Origin of the sequence: Microbulbifer pacificus (genome assembly GCF_002959965.1) — a bacterium.
GTDB lineage: Bacteria > Pseudomonadota > Gammaproteobacteria > Pseudomonadales > Cellvibrionaceae > Microbulbifer > Microbulbifer pacificus_A.
In genome coordinates, this window is record NZ_PREV01000026.1 from 2,254,980 (window position 1) to 2,270,000 (window position 15,021).

Here is a 15,021-nt window from a genome sequence, read left to right on the forward strand (position 1 = left end):
CAATCATTACCTGACGGCCCTCCAGTCCCCGGATTTCGGGGCTTCAAAAACATTCACAAGCTTTCAAAGACGTTGCTGGCGCCGAGCCGGTACCTTTTCCCTGTCGCCAACTGCGGTGGTCGGCCCGATCGGGGCGACGCGGGGGCATCGCAGCGATGGCGCTTCCACATCATTCACTGTGAGCAGGAACATCGGAGAAGCCGGAGGTAGAGATGTTGGGGACAGGGTTGGCAGGGTTGGTGATCTATCGCCATGCAGAGGGGACTGTGCAGAAACCGGCGGCGACCTCAGTGGAGTGGCGCATGCAGACGATGATGGACGTGCCCGCCGCCAATGGCCCGGCGCACCGGAAGGTGTGCAGTGAGGCCGCGCCGGCAGTACCGCACCCGGCCCCGGAACCCATTCAGTTCAGCGTGCGGGAACTGGAAATCCTGGCGCGGATTGCCGCCGGAGCCACCAGTGTGGAGATCGCCGAGGCGTTGCACATTTCCGTGCACACGGTGAAGAACCACCGCAAGAATATTCTGCGTAAGTCTGGCTGCCGCAATTCCGGGCAGCTGATCACCCGCTGTACCGCTCTGGGCCTGGTCTGATTGCGCCGGCTCCGCTGTGTCTCAGCCCTGTAACAGGCGTGCGGCGTCTTCGGCGAAATAGGTCAGCACGCCATCCGCTCCCGCGCGCTTGAACGCCAGCAGGGATTCCAGAATCACTGCCTCCCGATTCAGCCAGCCATTGGCAAACGCTGCGCAGTGCATGGCGTACTCACCGCTCACCTGATAGGCGAAAGTGGGTGCCTTCAGCTCGTCCTTCACCCGCCGCACTACGTCCAGATAAGGCATACCCGGTTTCACCATGATCATGTCCGCGCCTTCCGCCAGATCCAGTGCGCACTCGTGCAGCGCCTCATTGCTGTTGGCGGGATCCATCTGGTAACTGAACTTGTTGGCGCCTTTCAGGTTGCCGGCGGAACCCACCGCGTCGCGAAACGGCCCGTAGTAGCTGGAGGCGTACTTGGCGGCGTAGGACATGATCTGAGTGTTCACATGGCCCTCGCGCTCGAGTGCCGCGCGAATGGCACCGATACGCCCGTCCATCATGTCCGAGGGTGCCACCACGTCGGCGCCGGCCTGGGCGTGGGACAGTGCCTGCTGTACCAGCACTTCCACGGTATCGTCGTTGACGATGTAACCCGCGTCGTTCATCAGCCCGTCCTGACCATGGCTGGTGAAGGGATCGAGCGCTACATCGGTGATGACGCCGAGTTCCGGTGCGGCGTCCTTGAGGGCCCGTACCGCACGCTGGGCGAGGCCGTCCACCGCGTAGGCGGCGTGGGCATCTTCAGATTTGTGTGCCGCGTCTACCACCGGGAACAGTGCGACGGCGGGTATGCCCAGCTGCACCAGCGTTTTTGCCTTGGCGGTGAGCAGGTCCACGGTCATACGCTCCACCCCCGGCATGGACGCCACCTGCTGGGTCTCGCCGCGGCCCTCGATCACGAACAGTGGCAGGATCAGGTCGTCGGCAGTGAGGTGGTTTTCCCGCACCAGGCGGCGGGAGAATTCGCTGGCACGCAGGCGGCGTGGGCGGGAGTGAGGGTAGGGGCCGCGGTTGGGGCTGAAACTCATATTGTGGGCACTCCTTATGGGCATTCCGGGGAATGGATGGGTGCGGCGCAATACGCGTTTCGCCGCAGCTCGGATGGCGGGCATGATAGCAAACCCTGCGGGTGCGGCTTCAGTCCCGTATGCTCCGAAAATGGGCTACCAGCACACGCCCGGCGGCGGCGATGTGGTGTTCCAGCAGCGCGCAGGCTTTCTCAGATTCCCTCTGCTGCAGCAATTCCAGAAGCTGGTAATGCTCCCGCTGGCTGGTGGTCTGGTAGTCCAGATGACGGTTCTGGTAGCCGATATAGCGTTCGCACTGGCGCTGTAGTTGTTCCACGGTATTGAACAGGGTAGGACGGGCGGCGGCGCGGTAGAGACAGGTGTGGAACAGCCAGTTGAGGCGGCCGATTTCCGCCGCATCCAGTGCCGACGGCCCCTCCAGTTCGTCGAGGATATCCCGCGCGCGCCCGAGTTGCTCGCCATTGAGGTTGGGTGCCGCGAGCTTCAGCAGCAGAGGCTCCAGGCGCATGCGCATCAGGTATAGATCTTCCGCTTCCTGCGGATCGAACAGCGGCACCGCCACGCCGCGCTTGCCGTGGCCGGTTAGCCAGCCCTCACTTTTCAGGCGCGCCAGCGCGTCCCTTACCGGGATGCGGCTTACACCATAGTGCTGAGCAATTTCACTCTGTTTCAGCGGCGTGCCCGGGGCAAAGTGCCCGCGTTGCAGGTCCGCTTTCAGCTGTCGGTACACGTCCATCAGCGCCTCCCGAACAGCCAGTGGCAGGCAAGACCGCCGAGCAGCCCCCAGAATGCCGCGCCGATGCCGTAGAAGCTTACCCCGGATGCGGTAATCAACAGGGTGATCAATGCCGCCTCACGGCGGTCGGGGTCGGCAGTGGCGCCCGCCAGGCTCGAGCCGATGACGCCGATCAGGGCGAGTCCGGCCACACCGGCAATCATCGCCTGGGGCAGTGCGGCGAACAGTGCCACGACACTGGCGCCGAACAGCCCCGCGAGTATATAGAACACGCCGGCGGAGATTCCTGCGGTATAGCGACGCGCTGGATCCGGATGTGCCTCCGGGCCGGTGCAGATGGCCGCGGATATCGCGGCGAGATTGAGTGCAAAGCCACCGAAAGGGGCCAGCACCAGAGACATCAGGCCGGTGCCGCCGATCAGCGGCGAAACCGGTACGCGGGCATAGCCACTGGCGCGCAGGATGGCGACACCGGGAAGATTCTGTGACGTCATGGTGACGATAAACAGCGGCAGTCCCACACCCAGCAGCACCGACAGATCAAACTCCGGGGAAACCCAAGTCAGCCGTCCCAGTGACCACTCCAGTTGTTCCGCGTGAATGTCACCCATCAACCAGCTGGTTGTAAATCCCGCGGCCAGTACCAGCAGAATACCGTAGCGGGGCAACCATTTACGCCCGACGAGATAGGTTGCCAGCATCGCACCCACCAACAGCGGATTCGCCTGCAGTGAAGTAAAAACCGACAGCCCGAACTGCAACAGAATGCCCGCCAGCATGGCGCTGGCAATGGGCAGCGGCACCCGCGCCGCAACGCGTTCGAAGGCGCCGGAAAGCCCGAGGAGCAGAGTCAGCAGCGCACTGAACAGGAAGGCGCCCACCGCCTCCGACAACGAAACCCCATTCAGGCTGGTAATCAGCAGCGCCGCACCGGGGGTGGACCAGGCACTGACGACCGGCGCTCGGTAGTACCAGGAAAAGCCGATACAGGTGAGACCCATGCCGAGGCCGAGGGCGCCGATCCAGGAGACCATCTGTGCCTCGCTGGCGCCAGCCGCCGCCGCGGCCTGCAGCACGATCGCTACGGAGCTGGTAAAGCCCACCAACACGGCGGCAAATCCGGCGCTGATGGCGGACAGGGTGGTGTCGGCTCTGAGGGAGCGCTGGGCTAGCTGCTCCATAAAATGTATACCTTGTTAAAAATGTATACATTCTATGGTTGGATGGCTCAGGAAGGCAAATCCGTCGTGCAATCAGGAGAGCCTGGCAAATACCCGACGCGCCGCAGCGATGGTGTTGTCGATGTCTTCATCGCTGTGGGCGGCGGACATGAAGCCTGCTTCGTAGGAGGCTGGCGCCAGATAGACACCTTCCTCAAGCATGCCGTGGAAGAAGCGGTTGAAGCGCTCTGTGTCACAGGCCATTACCTGCTGGTAATTGGTGACCTGCTCCGCATCGGTAAAGAAGAAACCGAACATGCTGCCCACCTTGTTGGCGGTCAGTGGAATCCCGGCTTCCCTGGCAGCGGCGAGCACGCCATCTACAAGGCGATCGGTCTTGGCGGTAAGTTCGTCGTACAGGCCCGGCTCCTGGATCAGCTGCAGGGTTTCCAGGCCCGCCACCATGGCCATCGGGTTACCGGACAGGGTTCCAGCCTGATACACCGGACCGAGCGGTGCGATCTTTTCCATGATCTCGCGTTTGCCGCCGAAGGCGCCTACCGGCATGCCGCCGCCGATGACCTTGCCGAGGGTGGTGATGTCCGCCTCGATGCCGTAGTAACCCTGGGCGCCGGTGAGGCTGACACGGAAACCGGTCATGACCTCATCCAGAATCAATACTGCGCCTGACTGGTCGCACACTTCGCGCAGGGCTTCGAGGAAGCCCGGCACCGGCGGGATGCAGTTCATATTGCCCGCTACCGGCTCGACGATGATGCAGGCAATCTGGTCGCCGATCTCGGCGAAGCATTTCTTCACGCCCTCGATATCGTTGTAGGTGAGGGTGATGGTGTGGTCCGCCAGCGCCGCCGGCACGCCGGGGGAGGAGGGCACACCCATGGTGAGTGCGCCGGAACCGGCTTTGACCAGCAGGGAGTCGGAGTGGCCGTGGTAGCAGCCTTCGAATTTGACGATCTTGTCGCGGCCAGTGTGGCCGCGGGCCAGGCGGATGGCGCTCATGGTGGCCTCGGTGCCAGAGTTGACGAAGCGCACCAGCTCCATATTTGGCCACAGGCGGCAGAGTTCCTCCGCCAGCTCGGTTTCAAGCTCCGTCGGTGCACCGAAGCTGAGACCGGATTGCGCCTGCTCCACCACCGCCTCGATTACGTCCGGATGGGCGTGGCCAAGCACCATGGGGCCCCAGGACTGCACATAGTCGATGTACTGCTTTTCGTCGGCGTCATACAGGTAGGCGCCCTCGGCGCGCTCGATGAAAATCGGGGTGCCGCCCACCGCGCGGAAGGCGCGCACCGGCGAGTTGACGCCGCCGGGGATGAATTTCTGGGCTTCGGCAAAGAGGGATTCGGATTTGCTCATAAGGATTCGGAAACCGATTGGGAATTGGTGAGAGTGAGGGGGAATTCCGCAGTGGAAAGTGCGCGTATTATCCGCGCCGCCGCCGGTGCTCGCAAACACGGCGGCCCGACGGCAGTCTCATCGCTATTGGTGTGGCGATCAGGCTTTCAGTTTTTGCAGGTCCAGAACAACCGGTTGGGTACCGGGCGGCCCATTCCCAGGCGGCGGCTGTCGGCGATGGCGCTCCAGGTGAACTGCTGGCTGCGGTTCACCGCTTCCAGGATATTGAGCCCGTGGGCGATATGGCAGGCGATGGCCGTGGTGAGTGTGCCGCATACGCCGTAGGCCGCCGGTGGCAGACGCTGCCAGCGGAACTCCCGTACCAGCCCGCGCACATCGTAAAGGCGGTTTTCCAGGAGTTGATCGCAAGCCGGGACGCCGGTGAGCAGCAGGTAGTGACAACCGCTTTCCAGCAATTCCTGGGCCTGGGCATCGTGCACATCCGCTTCGCCTGCCATGGCGCGGGCTTCCCGGCGGTTCGGCGCCACCAGGGTGGCGAGGGGCAGCAGCAGGTCGCACATGGCTTTCCACAGCGGTGGCGCCAGCAGGCTTTCCTTGTTGGCGAGGGTGGCATCGGGGTCGATGACAATCGGAATATCGGGATAGTCGCGCAGCACGCTGTGCAATGCGTGTACGTTTTCCACCGATCCGAGGTAACCGACCTTGATGGCTGCTACCGGCATGTCTTCGAGCACCGCGCGTGCCTGCTCTACCAGCAGGCTCTCGTCGACCGGCGCCACACCCGCCAGCTCGCGGGTGTCGCCGACGGTAATGGCGGTGACCACGGATGCGCAGTGGCAGCCGAGGCTGGCGGCGGTCTCGGTGTCCGCGGCGATACCGGCGCTGCCGCTGGGATCGTGGTGGGTGACGGTGAGGACGATGGGCTGGCGTGTATCCATGGTGCTTCAGGCTTGCGGCAAGTGTTGTAAGTCTAGCGCCCTTCCCTTAACTGGCGCTGCCGGAGCGTGGACTGCCGTGCCCTGATCTCCATAGGGGGCATCAGCAGGTGCCCATCAGAACGGACGGACTACTGCCAGGATGACGATGGCGACCAACGCCAGTACCGGCAGCTCATTGAATATCCGGAAAAAACGCCCGCTCTTGGTGACGCTGCCCGCGGCAAATTTCTTCACGTAGCTGCCACAGATATGGTGGTAACCGATCAGCAGAACCACGATGGTGAGCTTGGCGTGCAGCCAGCCGGCGGACTTGTAGTAGTCGGGATTGAAGCTGATCAACCAGCCGCCAAAGACGATGGTGGCGATCATGGACGGCGTGGCGATGCCGCGGTACAGGCGTCGCTCCATGATGGAGAAGCGGTCCCTGCTCAGCGCGTCGGTGGAGTCCACATGGTAGACGAACAGTCGCGGCAGATAGAACAGCGCCGCAAACCAGCAGACCATGGACACAATGTGGAAAGCTTTCACCCAAAGCATGGAGGCTCCTTAGCCGGTAGTGGAACCGGGTTTTAATTTGTATATGGTCTTTATGCCAGCGTTGCCCGGGGCGAGTTACTGGCGGTAATAATGTTCGATATGTTGTGGCAGGATGATACCCGCCACCTCGCTGTCCAGTACACCCAGGCTGCCCTGGTCGTAGTCCCGGCCGATAAACAGGGCGCCCGCACCGCGCCTTTCCAGTTGCTGCTGGGCCTCAAGCAGGGTCGCTCGCCAGCTGAGCGGCGCCAGTTGCAGGCGTTCCCCGGGCAGGCGCAGCAGGTCGATTTTGTCTTCGCGGTAGTCTCCCTGCTCGTCGGTGTCGTTGTCTTTTTTCGGTCTCTGCAGAAAGTTCGCCAGATCCGCGGTGCGCAGCGCCTGTGGCGTCTCATCCCCGCCCACCAGGAGCCAGGCGGGTTGTTGCTCGATAAGTCTCTCCGCCTGGGTGCGGTCCAGCAGTTGCGGTGTAACGGTTACCGCGCGCTCCATAACGCTGGCGACCCCGACCCGGCTCAGCATTTGCGCGCGCCAGCTGGGGGTGCCGCTTTTTCCCAGAGCCCGCAGGGACTCCTGGTAAATGCCCTCGGTGTTGAACATCTGTCGACTCACCAGGCATGCCACGACGATGGTCATCATGCCCGGGAACAGGACATTGGGGTTGTAGGTAAGTTCGAGAATCGCCAGCAAGGCGGCGAGCGGTGCATTCAGCAGGGCGGCCATCATCGCCGCCATACCCACCATGGCGTACAGGCCGGGACTGGCGGTAGCGGCACCCAGCCAGTGATTGGCCAGGTGCCCTGCAGCGCCGCCGATACAGGCACCGAGAATGAGGCTGGGGCCGATTACGCCACCGGGGATCCCGAGGCCTGTGGCGAGCGCGGTGGCGATGAGTTTCGCCAGCACAATGGCGGCCAGCGCGGCAATACCCAGTTGGCCGAGCATGGCCAGCTCCATGGTGTCGTAGCCCGTACCGAGGATTTCCGGTATCCACAGGGCGAGAAACCCAGTGGTAGTTCCCGCCAGTAAAAAGCGCAGCAGCGGTGAGTGCTTTTGCTGCAGTGGCACCAGATAGCGCTGACTGATGATGAACAGCGCCGCCAGTGCACCGATGACCAGGGCGCAGACAAACAGAATGGGCAGTTCGGCAAGGGATTCCAGCTGCGAGGCGGGCACACTGAACGCCGCTTGATGACCGAAGGCCAGGCGAGTGGCGGCACTGCCGCTGACAGCGGCGATCATTACCGGCAGGAAGCCGGCGATCGTGTACTCCAGCATCACCACTTCCATGGCGAAGATCACGCCGGCAAGCGGTGTATTGAAAGACGCGGCTATAGCCGCGGCCACGCCACAGGCGAGCAGGGTGCGAACGGAATTGTTTGGCAGGCGCAGACGATGGGCCACCCAGCTGCCGGTGGCGGCCCCGAGATGCACCGAAGGCCCCTCGCGGCCGATGGACTGGCCGCTTAACAGCGCCAGTGAACCGGCAAAAAACTGCAGCGCAGCGTTTTTTATCGGCATCTTTCCCTGGTGATTGTGCAAACGATCCAGCACGTGCACGACGCCAGTGGGGCGTCCGGACGGTGCCACCCAGTGGAATATCAGCCCCAGCAGGAGAGCGCCGGCCACGGGCAGGCCGAAGCGCCATCCGTCCGGCAGGGATTCAAAATCGTCCAGTCTCGGCAGGTAGAAGATTGCCGGCCCTTCGCTTAACTGGCGAAACGCAATGACGACCAGCCCAGCGCAGATGCCGATGACCAGAGCCAGCAGCACCAGCAGGGAGAGCGCCTGTTGCGACGACAGCTGTAGCTGAAGTCGCTCAAGCAGCCGGCGGTGCCGGCGTGATTGCGGTGTGTTGAACCGTAGGGAAGAGTCTGGTTGCTTGCGGCGCCGCACGGCGAGTCCTTTGTTGTGATTGGCAACCAAGTGGTTGGCATATGGTAAAGTGCACGGCTCAGTATACAGGGGTAACCGCCCGCCAGCAGGCGTCGGTGTCGACCTCTCAGGGACAGTGATCAGCGAGGAGCAGAAGTGAGCGTCATCAAAGCGGCAATCGTAGGTGGAACAGGTTATACCGGCGTGGAATTGTTGCGTCTGTTGTCCGGCCATTCCGGGGTGGAGGTCACCGCGATTACCTCCCGTGCGGAAGCCGGGACGCCGGTGGCGGAACTCTTTCCCAGTCTGCGCGGTCACTACGATCTGAGGTTCACCGCGCCGGAGCTCGATGAGCTGGCTCAATGCGATGTGGTGTTTTTCGCCACACCCCACGGTGTCGCTCAGGCCCAGGTGCCGGAGCTGGTGGCGCGGGGTGTACGGGTTATCGATTTGTCGGCGGACTTCCGCCTGCAGGACATTCCCGTATGGGAAACATGGTACGGTCAACAGCATGCCTGCCCGGAACTCGCCGCACAGGCAGTGTACGGTCTGCCGGAAGTGAACCGCACACGGATTGCCAGCGCGCAGCTGATCGCGTGCCCGGGTTGCTATCCCACCTCCATCCAGCTCGGCTTCCTGCCACTGCTGGAGGCGGGGCTGGTAGCGCCCACTGGCCTGATTGCGAACGCGGCCAGCGGTGCCAGTGGCGCCGGGCGCCAGGGCAAAACGGACCTGCTGTTTGCCGAGAATAACGACAATTTTCGTGCCTACGGAGCCTCCGGGCACCGCCATCTGCCGGAAATTGAGCAGGGCCTGAGCCGCGCTGCCGGTGGTCCGGTGGAGCTGACCTTCGTGCCGCACCTGTTGCCGATGGTGCGCGGGATTCACGCCACCCTGTACGCGACACTGAAAAATCCAAGGGCGGCGGAATCCACGCAGGAGTCTCTGCAGCAGCTGTTCGAGCAGCGCTACCAGGCGGAGCCTTTTGTGGATGTGATGCCGGCGGGCAGTCATCCGCAGACCCGCAGCGTACGCGGTACCAACATGTGCCGGCTGGCAGTGTTGAGGCCCCAGGGGCGGGACACGGTGGTGGTATTGTCGGTCATCGACAACCTGGCCAAGGGGGCTTCCGCGCAGGCCGTCCAGAACATGAATATCATGTTTGGTTTAAATGAGAACCAGGGGCTAGAGAGCCCGGCATTGCTGCCTTAGAATCGGGGCAATTACACGACAACAAATCACTCGACACGCAGGCGATATTATCCAGACCCATGGCGCGTAAAGTTAAAGGCAGCAAACAGTACCGTATGAAGGTGGTGCCCCACAGGCCCATCCTGCACGGCGTTTTTTCTGTACTGGGAGTGACCCTGCTGGTGCTCTCTACCAGTGCTGGTGCCTTTTTTGCGGGTCAGTACCAGCTGAGCAAGAACCTGGACGAGAAGAGCCGCGCCCATGCCCGGTCCCTGGAGGAGGTGGAGCGCCTGCGTGCGGAAATCGAAGCCCTGCGGGTGCGTGCGGCCACTGCGGAACAATCGGTCACCATCGGCGAGCAGGCCAGCGAGTCAGTGCGCGCGGAACTGGTGGCCAAGGACAACCAGATTGCCGAGCTGCGCCAGGAGATCTCCTTTTATCGCGGCATCATGGCGCCCTCCGAGGGCAGTGATGGTGTCTCCATCGGACGCTTCAGCATTTCCGAGGCGGGTGACCGTCGTTATCAGTACAAACTGCTGGTGCAGCAATCTGCCGCCAGCCACCAGATGGTAACCGGCGCAGTGCAGTTCACCATTGTCGGCCAGGTGGATGGCGAGGCGCGTCGCTATGCACTGGCGGACCTGTCGCCACAGGTGGAAAGCGAGTCCATTCCGCTCCGTTTCAAGTATTTCCAGAATATCGAGGGAGAGCTGCAGTTGCCGGAAGGTTTTGTGCCGGAAGGTGTGGAACTGTCGCTCAAATCCAGTAAGCGCAATGGTTTCAATATTGACCAGCGCTATGGCTGGCTGGTGCAGCAGAGCTGAACTGCTGAAGCTGACGGCGCGGCAGCGCATCACTGGAGTTACCAGGCTCCGCTCCATTCATGAGGTTTTGGTTGAATCATGTTGAAAAAGAAAGAGAAAACTATGGCGAACTCCGGTGGCAACAATACGACTCTGATTGCCCGTCACACCGAAGTGACCGGCGACCTGCATTTCCGAGGCAACCTGGTAATTGAAGGCCGGGTCAACGGCAATATCAGCGCTCACAGCGATAGCGAAGCCCGCCTGCAGATCGTTGACGGGGGAGTCATCGAGGGTGAAATCCGTGTTCCCAATGTGGTGGTCAACGGCAATGTGAAAGGCGATGTGCATGCCAGTGGTCACCTGGAACTGGCTTCCAAAGCCATCGTTGAAGGCAATGTGCACTACAAGCTGATCGAGATGGTAAAGGGGGCCCAGGTCAATGGCTCTCTGGTTTCCAATGTGGAAATCGACACGGCGAGCGAGCCGCGTATGCTGGGTTACACCACCGAAGCGAGTGTCGAAGCGGAGTAATTTGCGGCCATTGGTGAAACCCGGCGAAATTGGCAATACTTGACCCGTTTGCTGGGTTTTACCCATAATGCGCCCGCGCCACCCCGTTCCGCGGTGGGCAGCCCCATCAGGGGTTGTGAACCTTTCTCGAGAGTTACCTATGTCTGAAGCGGTTTCCTTTTCTCCCGACCCGGTCCAGGTGACCGAAAAGGCTGTGGCCAAGGTCAAGGGATTGCTGGAAGAGGAAGGCAATCCAGATCTGAAGCTGCGGGTTTTTGTGACCGGTGGCGGCTGTTCCGGTTTCCAGTATGGCTTTACCTTTGACGAGCTGGTCGCGGAAGATGATGCCGTGATCGAGAAAGATGGCATCCAGGTGCTGGTTGATGCCATGAGTTATCCGTATCTGGTCGGGGCCAGTGTGGACTATGAAGAGGGGCTGTCCGGCTCTCGCTTTGTGGTGCAGAACCCAAACGCTTCTTCGACCTGCGGCTGTGGTTCGTCCTTCTCCATCTGAAATCAGGTCTGCCAGATCAAGTACGCCTGGAAAGTGTTCTTCCGGGCGCTTCTCTTCCCTCTGTTCCTGAGTAATTGCAATCAGGCGGGGAATATTCCTCCCAGAATCGTCTCCCTTTCGGCACCGGTGACAGCCGGGCAGTTACCATTGAGACCCCGCATGGTCTGGCGCGCCAGCCAGGCAAAACCCGCACCTTCTACCCAGTCCGCGTCGATGCCATATTGATCCGTAGCCGCCACTGACCAGGTCGGCAGTCGACGGCGCAGTCGCTCCATCAGATCCTGGTTGCGGGCGCCTCCACCACATACCAGTAATTCCCCTCCTTTGGCAAATTCGCGCACACCCTCAGCAACAGACGCCGCAGTGACTTCCGCCAGGGTGGCCTGGACATCCGCCGGCGCCAGCTCCATGCCCGCGCAGGCCAGCTCCAGCCAGCTCGGGTTGAATGCTTCGCGACCGGTGCTTTTGGGGGCTGGTGCGGTAAAGAACGGGTCAGCCATCAGGCGGCTGAGTAATTCAGGATGTACGCTGCCACTTGCGGCCCATGCACCGTCAGCGTCATAGGGCGCCCCCCGGTGCAGTTTGATCCAGTAATCCAGCAGGGCATTGCCAGGGCCGGTATCGTAGCCGCGCACGCCTCCACCTGCAGCCAGCTCGGTAATGTTGGCCATGCCGCCGATGTTCACCACTGCGCGGTCGCGGTCAGTGCGGAATACGGCGTTGTGGAACGCGGGCATCAGCGGGGCCCCCTGACCTCCCAGAGCCATATCCCGGCGGCGGAAGTCGGCCACCGTTGTGATGCCGGTCAGTGCGGCAATGGTGTTGGGGTCACCTAGCTGGAGCGAGAAGGGAATGGAAACGCTACCCGGGGGGCGGTGGCGCACGGTTTGCCCATGGCTGCCGATGGCAGTGACTGCGCTGGGGTCAACCCCCGCCTCCTGCAGTACAGCGAGCGCCGCGGTGGCAAACTCCTGCCCGAGCTGGCGGTCCAGCTGGCCTGCCCTGTCCAGTTCTGATGGACCGGGCGCGCAAAGAGCGAGTATCGCTTCGCGCATTTCCGCAGTGATGGGGTGTCCGAGCGCGGCCCGGGTCTGGCACCGCAGGCTGCCATCCGTGCCGGAGAACTCCACCAGCACCGCATCTATGGAGTCGATGCTGGTGCCGGACATCAGACCGATATAGAGATCCGCCATTCAGTTTACGGAGTCCTTTGTGTCTTTGCTTTTGCCGTCTTCGTTTTTGGCCAGAGCCGGCTGCTCATAGCGCTCGAGCTGCGCCATCAGCGGCTGGGTCTGGGCCTGGAAACGGGCCATTTCCGACGAGGCGATCGCCTTAGCCTTCGGCAACTGACGCACAATGGTGGCCGGGTTGCGGTGGTGGCCGTCTACCAGAAATTCATAGTGCAGGTGAGGGCCGGTGGCGTAGCCCGTGGAACCTACGGTGCCGATGACCTGACGCTGTTTCACCCGCTGCCCCTGTTTTACGCTGCGCTTGTGGAGGTGCAGGTAGCGGGTAACATAGCGCTCGCCATGTTGAACGAAGACATAGTTGCCGTTGGCTTTGCTGTAGCCGGACTTGATGACCTTTCCGTCACCCGCAGCGTAGACCGGGGTTCCGGTGGGGGCCGCATAGTCAGTGCCGTTGTGTGGGCGGTGGGTTTTGAATATGGGGTGCAGGCGGCGCGGATTGAAATGCGAGCTGATTCGGCCGATATCCACAGGTGTGCGGATGAAGGCCTTGCGCATGCTCCTGCCTTCCGGCGTATAGTAGTTGGTATCGCCATTGGCGTCGGTGTAGCGCACCGCGCTGAAGGTCTTCCCCTGATTGGTAAACGTCACGGCCTGAATGGCACCGTTGCCGATCTTTTCTCCGTCCAGGAATTCCTCGTCAAATACGACGCTGAAGCTGTCGCCCTTGCGGATGTCCAGTGCGAAATCGATATCCGAGCCGAAGATATCGGCCATTTCCATAATCAGGTTGTTGCTGAGTCCCGCCTTGCTGCCGTCGACAAACAGGGAGCTTTCGATTTCACCCTGCCGGAAAGCGGTATAGCGTTCCGCTTCGCGCTGATGCAGGGCGTATTTGTATTCGTCGGAGCTGTCGCGGCTGAATTCCACCTTGCTCAGGCGGTCGCGGTGTAGCTCAAGACTCTGCAGGCTGCCCTTGTCGTCGATCTGGAAGGTCAGGTTTTCACCCGGCACCAGTTTGGCGAGCTGCTTGGCCTCCTTGCCGCTGGAGAGCAGTTGGTACATCTCCGCGTTGCTGAGGCCGGCGCGCTGGAACAGGTCGGACAGGGTGTCTCCATTGCGCACGGTTTCCTGCACGATACGCAGCCCTTCCATCACGCTCTGCGGCGCACTGTCTTGCGGCGCTGTCGGTGCGGGCGCTTCCGCCGTCTCTTCTGGCAGGCTCAGGGACACTTCCAGCGCGGTGCGCTTGGCTTCCACGTCGGGTGGGGATACGAAGAGGGTCAGCGCCAGCGCGAAGCTTGCGGCACCGGCCACCAGTGCGTGGGTTCTCGGGAAGTATTTGCCCAGGGCGCCCAGCAGGCGTGGATTTTTGCGGTGATTTTGCATGGCTTTATACGGTGGTGCTGACGTTCATTGTTATGTGGCTCCGGCATTCATGCCTAAAAAACGAACACAAAGGGGGCTTTATAACAAAATTCCCGCCGTGGTTCACGGGGTAATTGACCTGTCTGTCCATGATTCGGTTCCTCTGTCTCGCCGGTGTTTTTTGCCAACATCTCCGGGAGCTGGAGATCGTTCGCCAGCGCCTGGCCGCGCTTGTATTTGCTGCTGGATTCGGTACATTTGCAGCCCAATTTTTCGCCGTCGGAACCAGATGCCGAGGCTGTTGAGCACAAATGAACTTACCGTAAGGGGATACAATGGCCGGAGTGGATGCGACACTGCTGGAAGATCTCACGCGCCGCGGACTGGTTAATCAGGCCACCGGTGACGGCGAACTGGAACAGCACTTGGCAGAAGCGAGTCGCACACTCTATTGCGGCTTTGATCCCACTGCGGATTCCCTTCACATAGGGAGTCTAGTCCCCCTGCTGACGCTGAAGAGGTTTCAGGCGGCAGGTCACAAGCCAATCGCACTGGTTGGCGGGGCAACCGGCCTTATTGGCGACCCTTCCTTCAAAGCGCAGGAGCGTTCACTCAATACCCCGGAAGTGGTGGCTGGCTGGGTAGAGAAAATCAAGTGTCAGGTCAGTGCGTTTGTCGATTTTGACAGTGGCGAAAACAGCGCCGTAGTAGCCAATAACCTGGATTGGACCAAGGACCTGAATGTGCTCGACTTCCTGCGGGATGTTGGCAAACACTTCTCGGTCAACAATATGGTGAACAAAGAGTCCGTCAAGCAGCGGATTCAGCGTGAAGGAGAGGGAATCTCCTTCACCGAGTTTGCCTATATCCTGCTGCAGTCGATGGATTTTTCCGAACTCTATAAGCGCCATAACTGTACGCTTCAGATCGGTGGGTCGGACCAATGGGGCAATATTACCGGCGGCGTGGACCTGACGCGTCGGCAGCATCGCGGCAAGGTGTTCGGTCTTACCCTGCCTCTTGTGACCAAATCGGACGGCACTAAATTCGGCAAGACCGAAAGTGGCACTGTCTGGCTCGATCCTGAGCGCACTTCCCCTTATGCCTTCTATCAGTTCTGGTTGAATACGGCTGACGCGGATGTATACAAATTTCTGCGCTACTTCACTTTCCTCAGCGTGGATGCCATCGACGAGCTCG

General features: G+C 61.3%; 15 protein-coding genes (1 of these 15 cut by a window edge). 6 read left to right on the plus strand and 9 right to left on the minus strand.

Annotated features, from left to right (window positions below):
* Positions 1-302 precede the first annotated feature (302 nt).
* Complete coding sequence (locus C3938_RS09860; RefSeq protein WP_199775523.1) at positions 303-593, plus strand: response regulator transcription factor; 291 nt, start codon at positions 303-305, stop codon at positions 591-593.
* Between the two features lie 21 nt (positions 594-614).
* Here C3938_RS09860 and hemB read toward each other — a convergent pair whose 3' ends face one another.
* The 7 genes from hemB to C3938_RS09895 all read right to left on the minus strand — a co-directional run bounded on the left by hemB (position 615) and on the right by C3938_RS09895 (position 8,266).
* Positions 615-1,625, minus strand: a complete 1,011-nt coding sequence (gene hemB, locus C3938_RS09865; protein ID WP_105102961.1) for a porphobilinogen synthase — start codon at positions 1,623-1,625, stop codon at positions 615-617.
* 109 nt (positions 1,626-1,734) lie between these two features.
* Positions 1,735-2,361, minus strand: a complete 627-nt coding sequence (locus C3938_RS09870) for a GntR family transcriptional regulator (protein ID WP_105102962.1) — start codon at positions 2,359-2,361, stop codon at positions 1,735-1,737.
* On the minus strand, positions 2,361-3,542 hold the full coding sequence (locus tag C3938_RS09875) for a benzoate/H(+) symporter BenE family transporter (RefSeq protein ID WP_105102963.1): 1,182 nt from the start codon (positions 3,540-3,542) through the stop codon (positions 2,361-2,363). Before C3938_RS09875 ends, C3938_RS09870 begins: the two co-directional genes overlap by 1 nt.
* Positions 3,543-3,614: 72 nt before the next feature.
* Complete coding sequence (gene hemL / locus C3938_RS09880; RefSeq protein ID WP_105102964.1) at positions 3,615-4,898, minus strand: glutamate-1-semialdehyde 2,1-aminomutase; 1,284 nt, start codon at positions 4,896-4,898, stop codon at positions 3,615-3,617.
* A gap of 146 nt (positions 4,899-5,044) precedes the next feature.
* Complete coding sequence (gene thiD / locus C3938_RS09885) at positions 5,045-5,836, minus strand: bifunctional hydroxymethylpyrimidine kinase/phosphomethylpyrimidine kinase (protein WP_105102965.1); 792 nt, start codon at positions 5,834-5,836, stop codon at positions 5,045-5,047.
* Positions 5,837-5,950: 114 nt separating this feature from the next.
* Positions 5,951-6,373: a protoporphyrinogen oxidase HemJ gene (hemJ, locus tag C3938_RS09890; RefSeq protein ID WP_105102966.1), complete on the minus strand. Its 423-nt coding sequence runs from the start codon at positions 6,371-6,373 to the stop codon at positions 5,951-5,953.
* A 75-nt stretch (positions 6,374-6,448) separates the two neighbouring features.
* A complete protein-coding gene (locus C3938_RS09895; protein ID WP_233998754.1) occupies positions 6,449-8,266 on the minus strand; it encodes a chloride channel protein in 1,818 nt (605 codons plus the stop codon).
* A 135-nt stretch (positions 8,267-8,401) separates the two neighbouring features.
* Here C3938_RS09895 and argC point away from each other — a divergent pair, with 135 nt between their 5' ends.
* The 4 genes from argC (at position 8,402) to erpA (ending at position 11,266) form a co-directional block, all read left to right on the plus strand.
* The gene (argC, locus tag C3938_RS09900; RefSeq protein ID WP_105102967.1) at positions 8,402-9,457 is read left to right on the plus strand and encodes an N-acetyl-gamma-glutamyl-phosphate reductase; all 1,056 of its coding nucleotides are present in this window, start codon (positions 8,402-8,404) and stop codon (positions 9,455-9,457) included.
* A gap of 59 nt (positions 9,458-9,516) precedes the next feature.
* Positions 9,517-10,260, plus strand: a complete 744-nt coding sequence (locus tag C3938_RS09905; protein ID WP_105102968.1) for a DUF6776 family protein — start codon at positions 9,517-9,519, stop codon at positions 10,258-10,260.
* Between the two features lie 102 nt (positions 10,261-10,362).
* A complete protein-coding gene (locus C3938_RS09910; protein ID WP_199775524.1) occupies positions 10,363-10,773 on the plus strand; it encodes a bactofilin family protein in 411 nt (136 codons plus the stop codon).
* A 139-nt stretch (positions 10,774-10,912) separates the two neighbouring features.
* Entirely contained in the window at positions 10,913-11,266 is a 354-nt protein-coding gene (gene erpA, locus C3938_RS09915; RefSeq protein ID WP_105102970.1) for an iron-sulfur cluster insertion protein ErpA, read from the plus strand.
* A gap of 80 nt (positions 11,267-11,346) precedes the next feature.
* Here erpA and C3938_RS09920 read toward each other — a convergent pair whose 3' ends face one another.
* Both C3938_RS09920 and C3938_RS09925 read right to left on the minus strand, forming a co-directional pair.
* A complete protein-coding gene (locus C3938_RS09920) occupies positions 11,347-12,459 on the minus strand; it encodes an anhydro-N-acetylmuramic acid kinase (RefSeq protein ID WP_105102971.1) in 1,113 nt (370 codons plus the stop codon).
* On the minus strand, positions 12,460-13,842 hold the full coding sequence (locus tag C3938_RS09925) for a peptidoglycan DD-metalloendopeptidase family protein (protein ID WP_105102972.1): 1,383 nt from the start codon (positions 13,840-13,842) through the stop codon (positions 12,460-12,462).
* A gap of 314 nt (positions 13,843-14,156) precedes the next feature.
* Here C3938_RS09925 and tyrS point away from each other — a divergent pair, with 314 nt between their 5' ends.
* Positions 14,157-15,021: the 5' portion of a tyrosine--tRNA ligase gene (gene tyrS, locus C3938_RS09930; protein ID WP_105102973.1), read on the plus strand. Its footprint extends 446 nt past the window's final position; the window shows 865 of its 1,311 coding nt (coding positions 1-865); it begins with the start codon at positions 14,157-14,159; its stop codon lies beyond the right edge, outside the window.

Bases quoted from the DNA above. Each gene is read 5' to 3' on its own strand.
- C3938_RS09860 (WP_199775523.1), top strand. From the start codon at position 303: ATGCAGACGATGATGGACGTGCCCGCCGCCAATGGCCCGGCGCACCGG.
- hemB (WP_105102961.1), bottom strand. From the start codon at position 1,625: ATGAGTTTCAGCCCCAACCGCGGCCCCTACCCTCACTCCCGCCCACGC.
- C3938_RS09870 (WP_105102962.1), bottom strand. From the start codon at position 2,361: ATGGACGTGTACCGACAGCTGAAAGCGGACCTGCAACGCGGGCACTTT.
- C3938_RS09875 (WP_105102963.1), bottom strand. From the start codon at position 3,542: ATGGAGCAGCTAGCCCAGCGCTCCCTCAGAGCCGACACCACCCTGTCC.
- hemL (WP_105102964.1), bottom strand. From the start codon at position 4,898: ATGAGCAAATCCGAATCCCTCTTTGCCGAAGCCCAGAAATTCATCCCC.
- thiD (WP_105102965.1), bottom strand. From the start codon at position 5,836: ATGGATACACGCCAGCCCATCGTCCTCACCGTCACCCACCACGATCCC.
- hemJ (WP_105102966.1), bottom strand. From the start codon at position 6,373: ATGCTTTGGGTGAAAGCTTTCCACATTGTGTCCATGGTCTGCTGGTTT.
- C3938_RS09905 (WP_105102968.1), top strand. From the start codon at position 9,517: ATGGCGCGTAAAGTTAAAGGCAGCAAACAGTACCGTATGAAGGTGGTG.
- C3938_RS09910 (WP_199775524.1), top strand. From the start codon at position 10,363: ATGGCGAACTCCGGTGGCAACAATACGACTCTGATTGCCCGTCACACC.
- erpA (WP_105102970.1), top strand. From the start codon at position 10,913: ATGTCTGAAGCGGTTTCCTTTTCTCCCGACCCGGTCCAGGTGACCGAA.
- C3938_RS09920 (WP_105102971.1), bottom strand. From the start codon at position 12,459: ATGGCGGATCTCTATATCGGTCTGATGTCCGGCACCAGCATCGACTCC.
- C3938_RS09925 (WP_105102972.1), bottom strand. From the start codon at position 13,842: ATGCAAAATCACCGCAAAAATCCACGCCTGCTGGGCGCCCTGGGCAAA.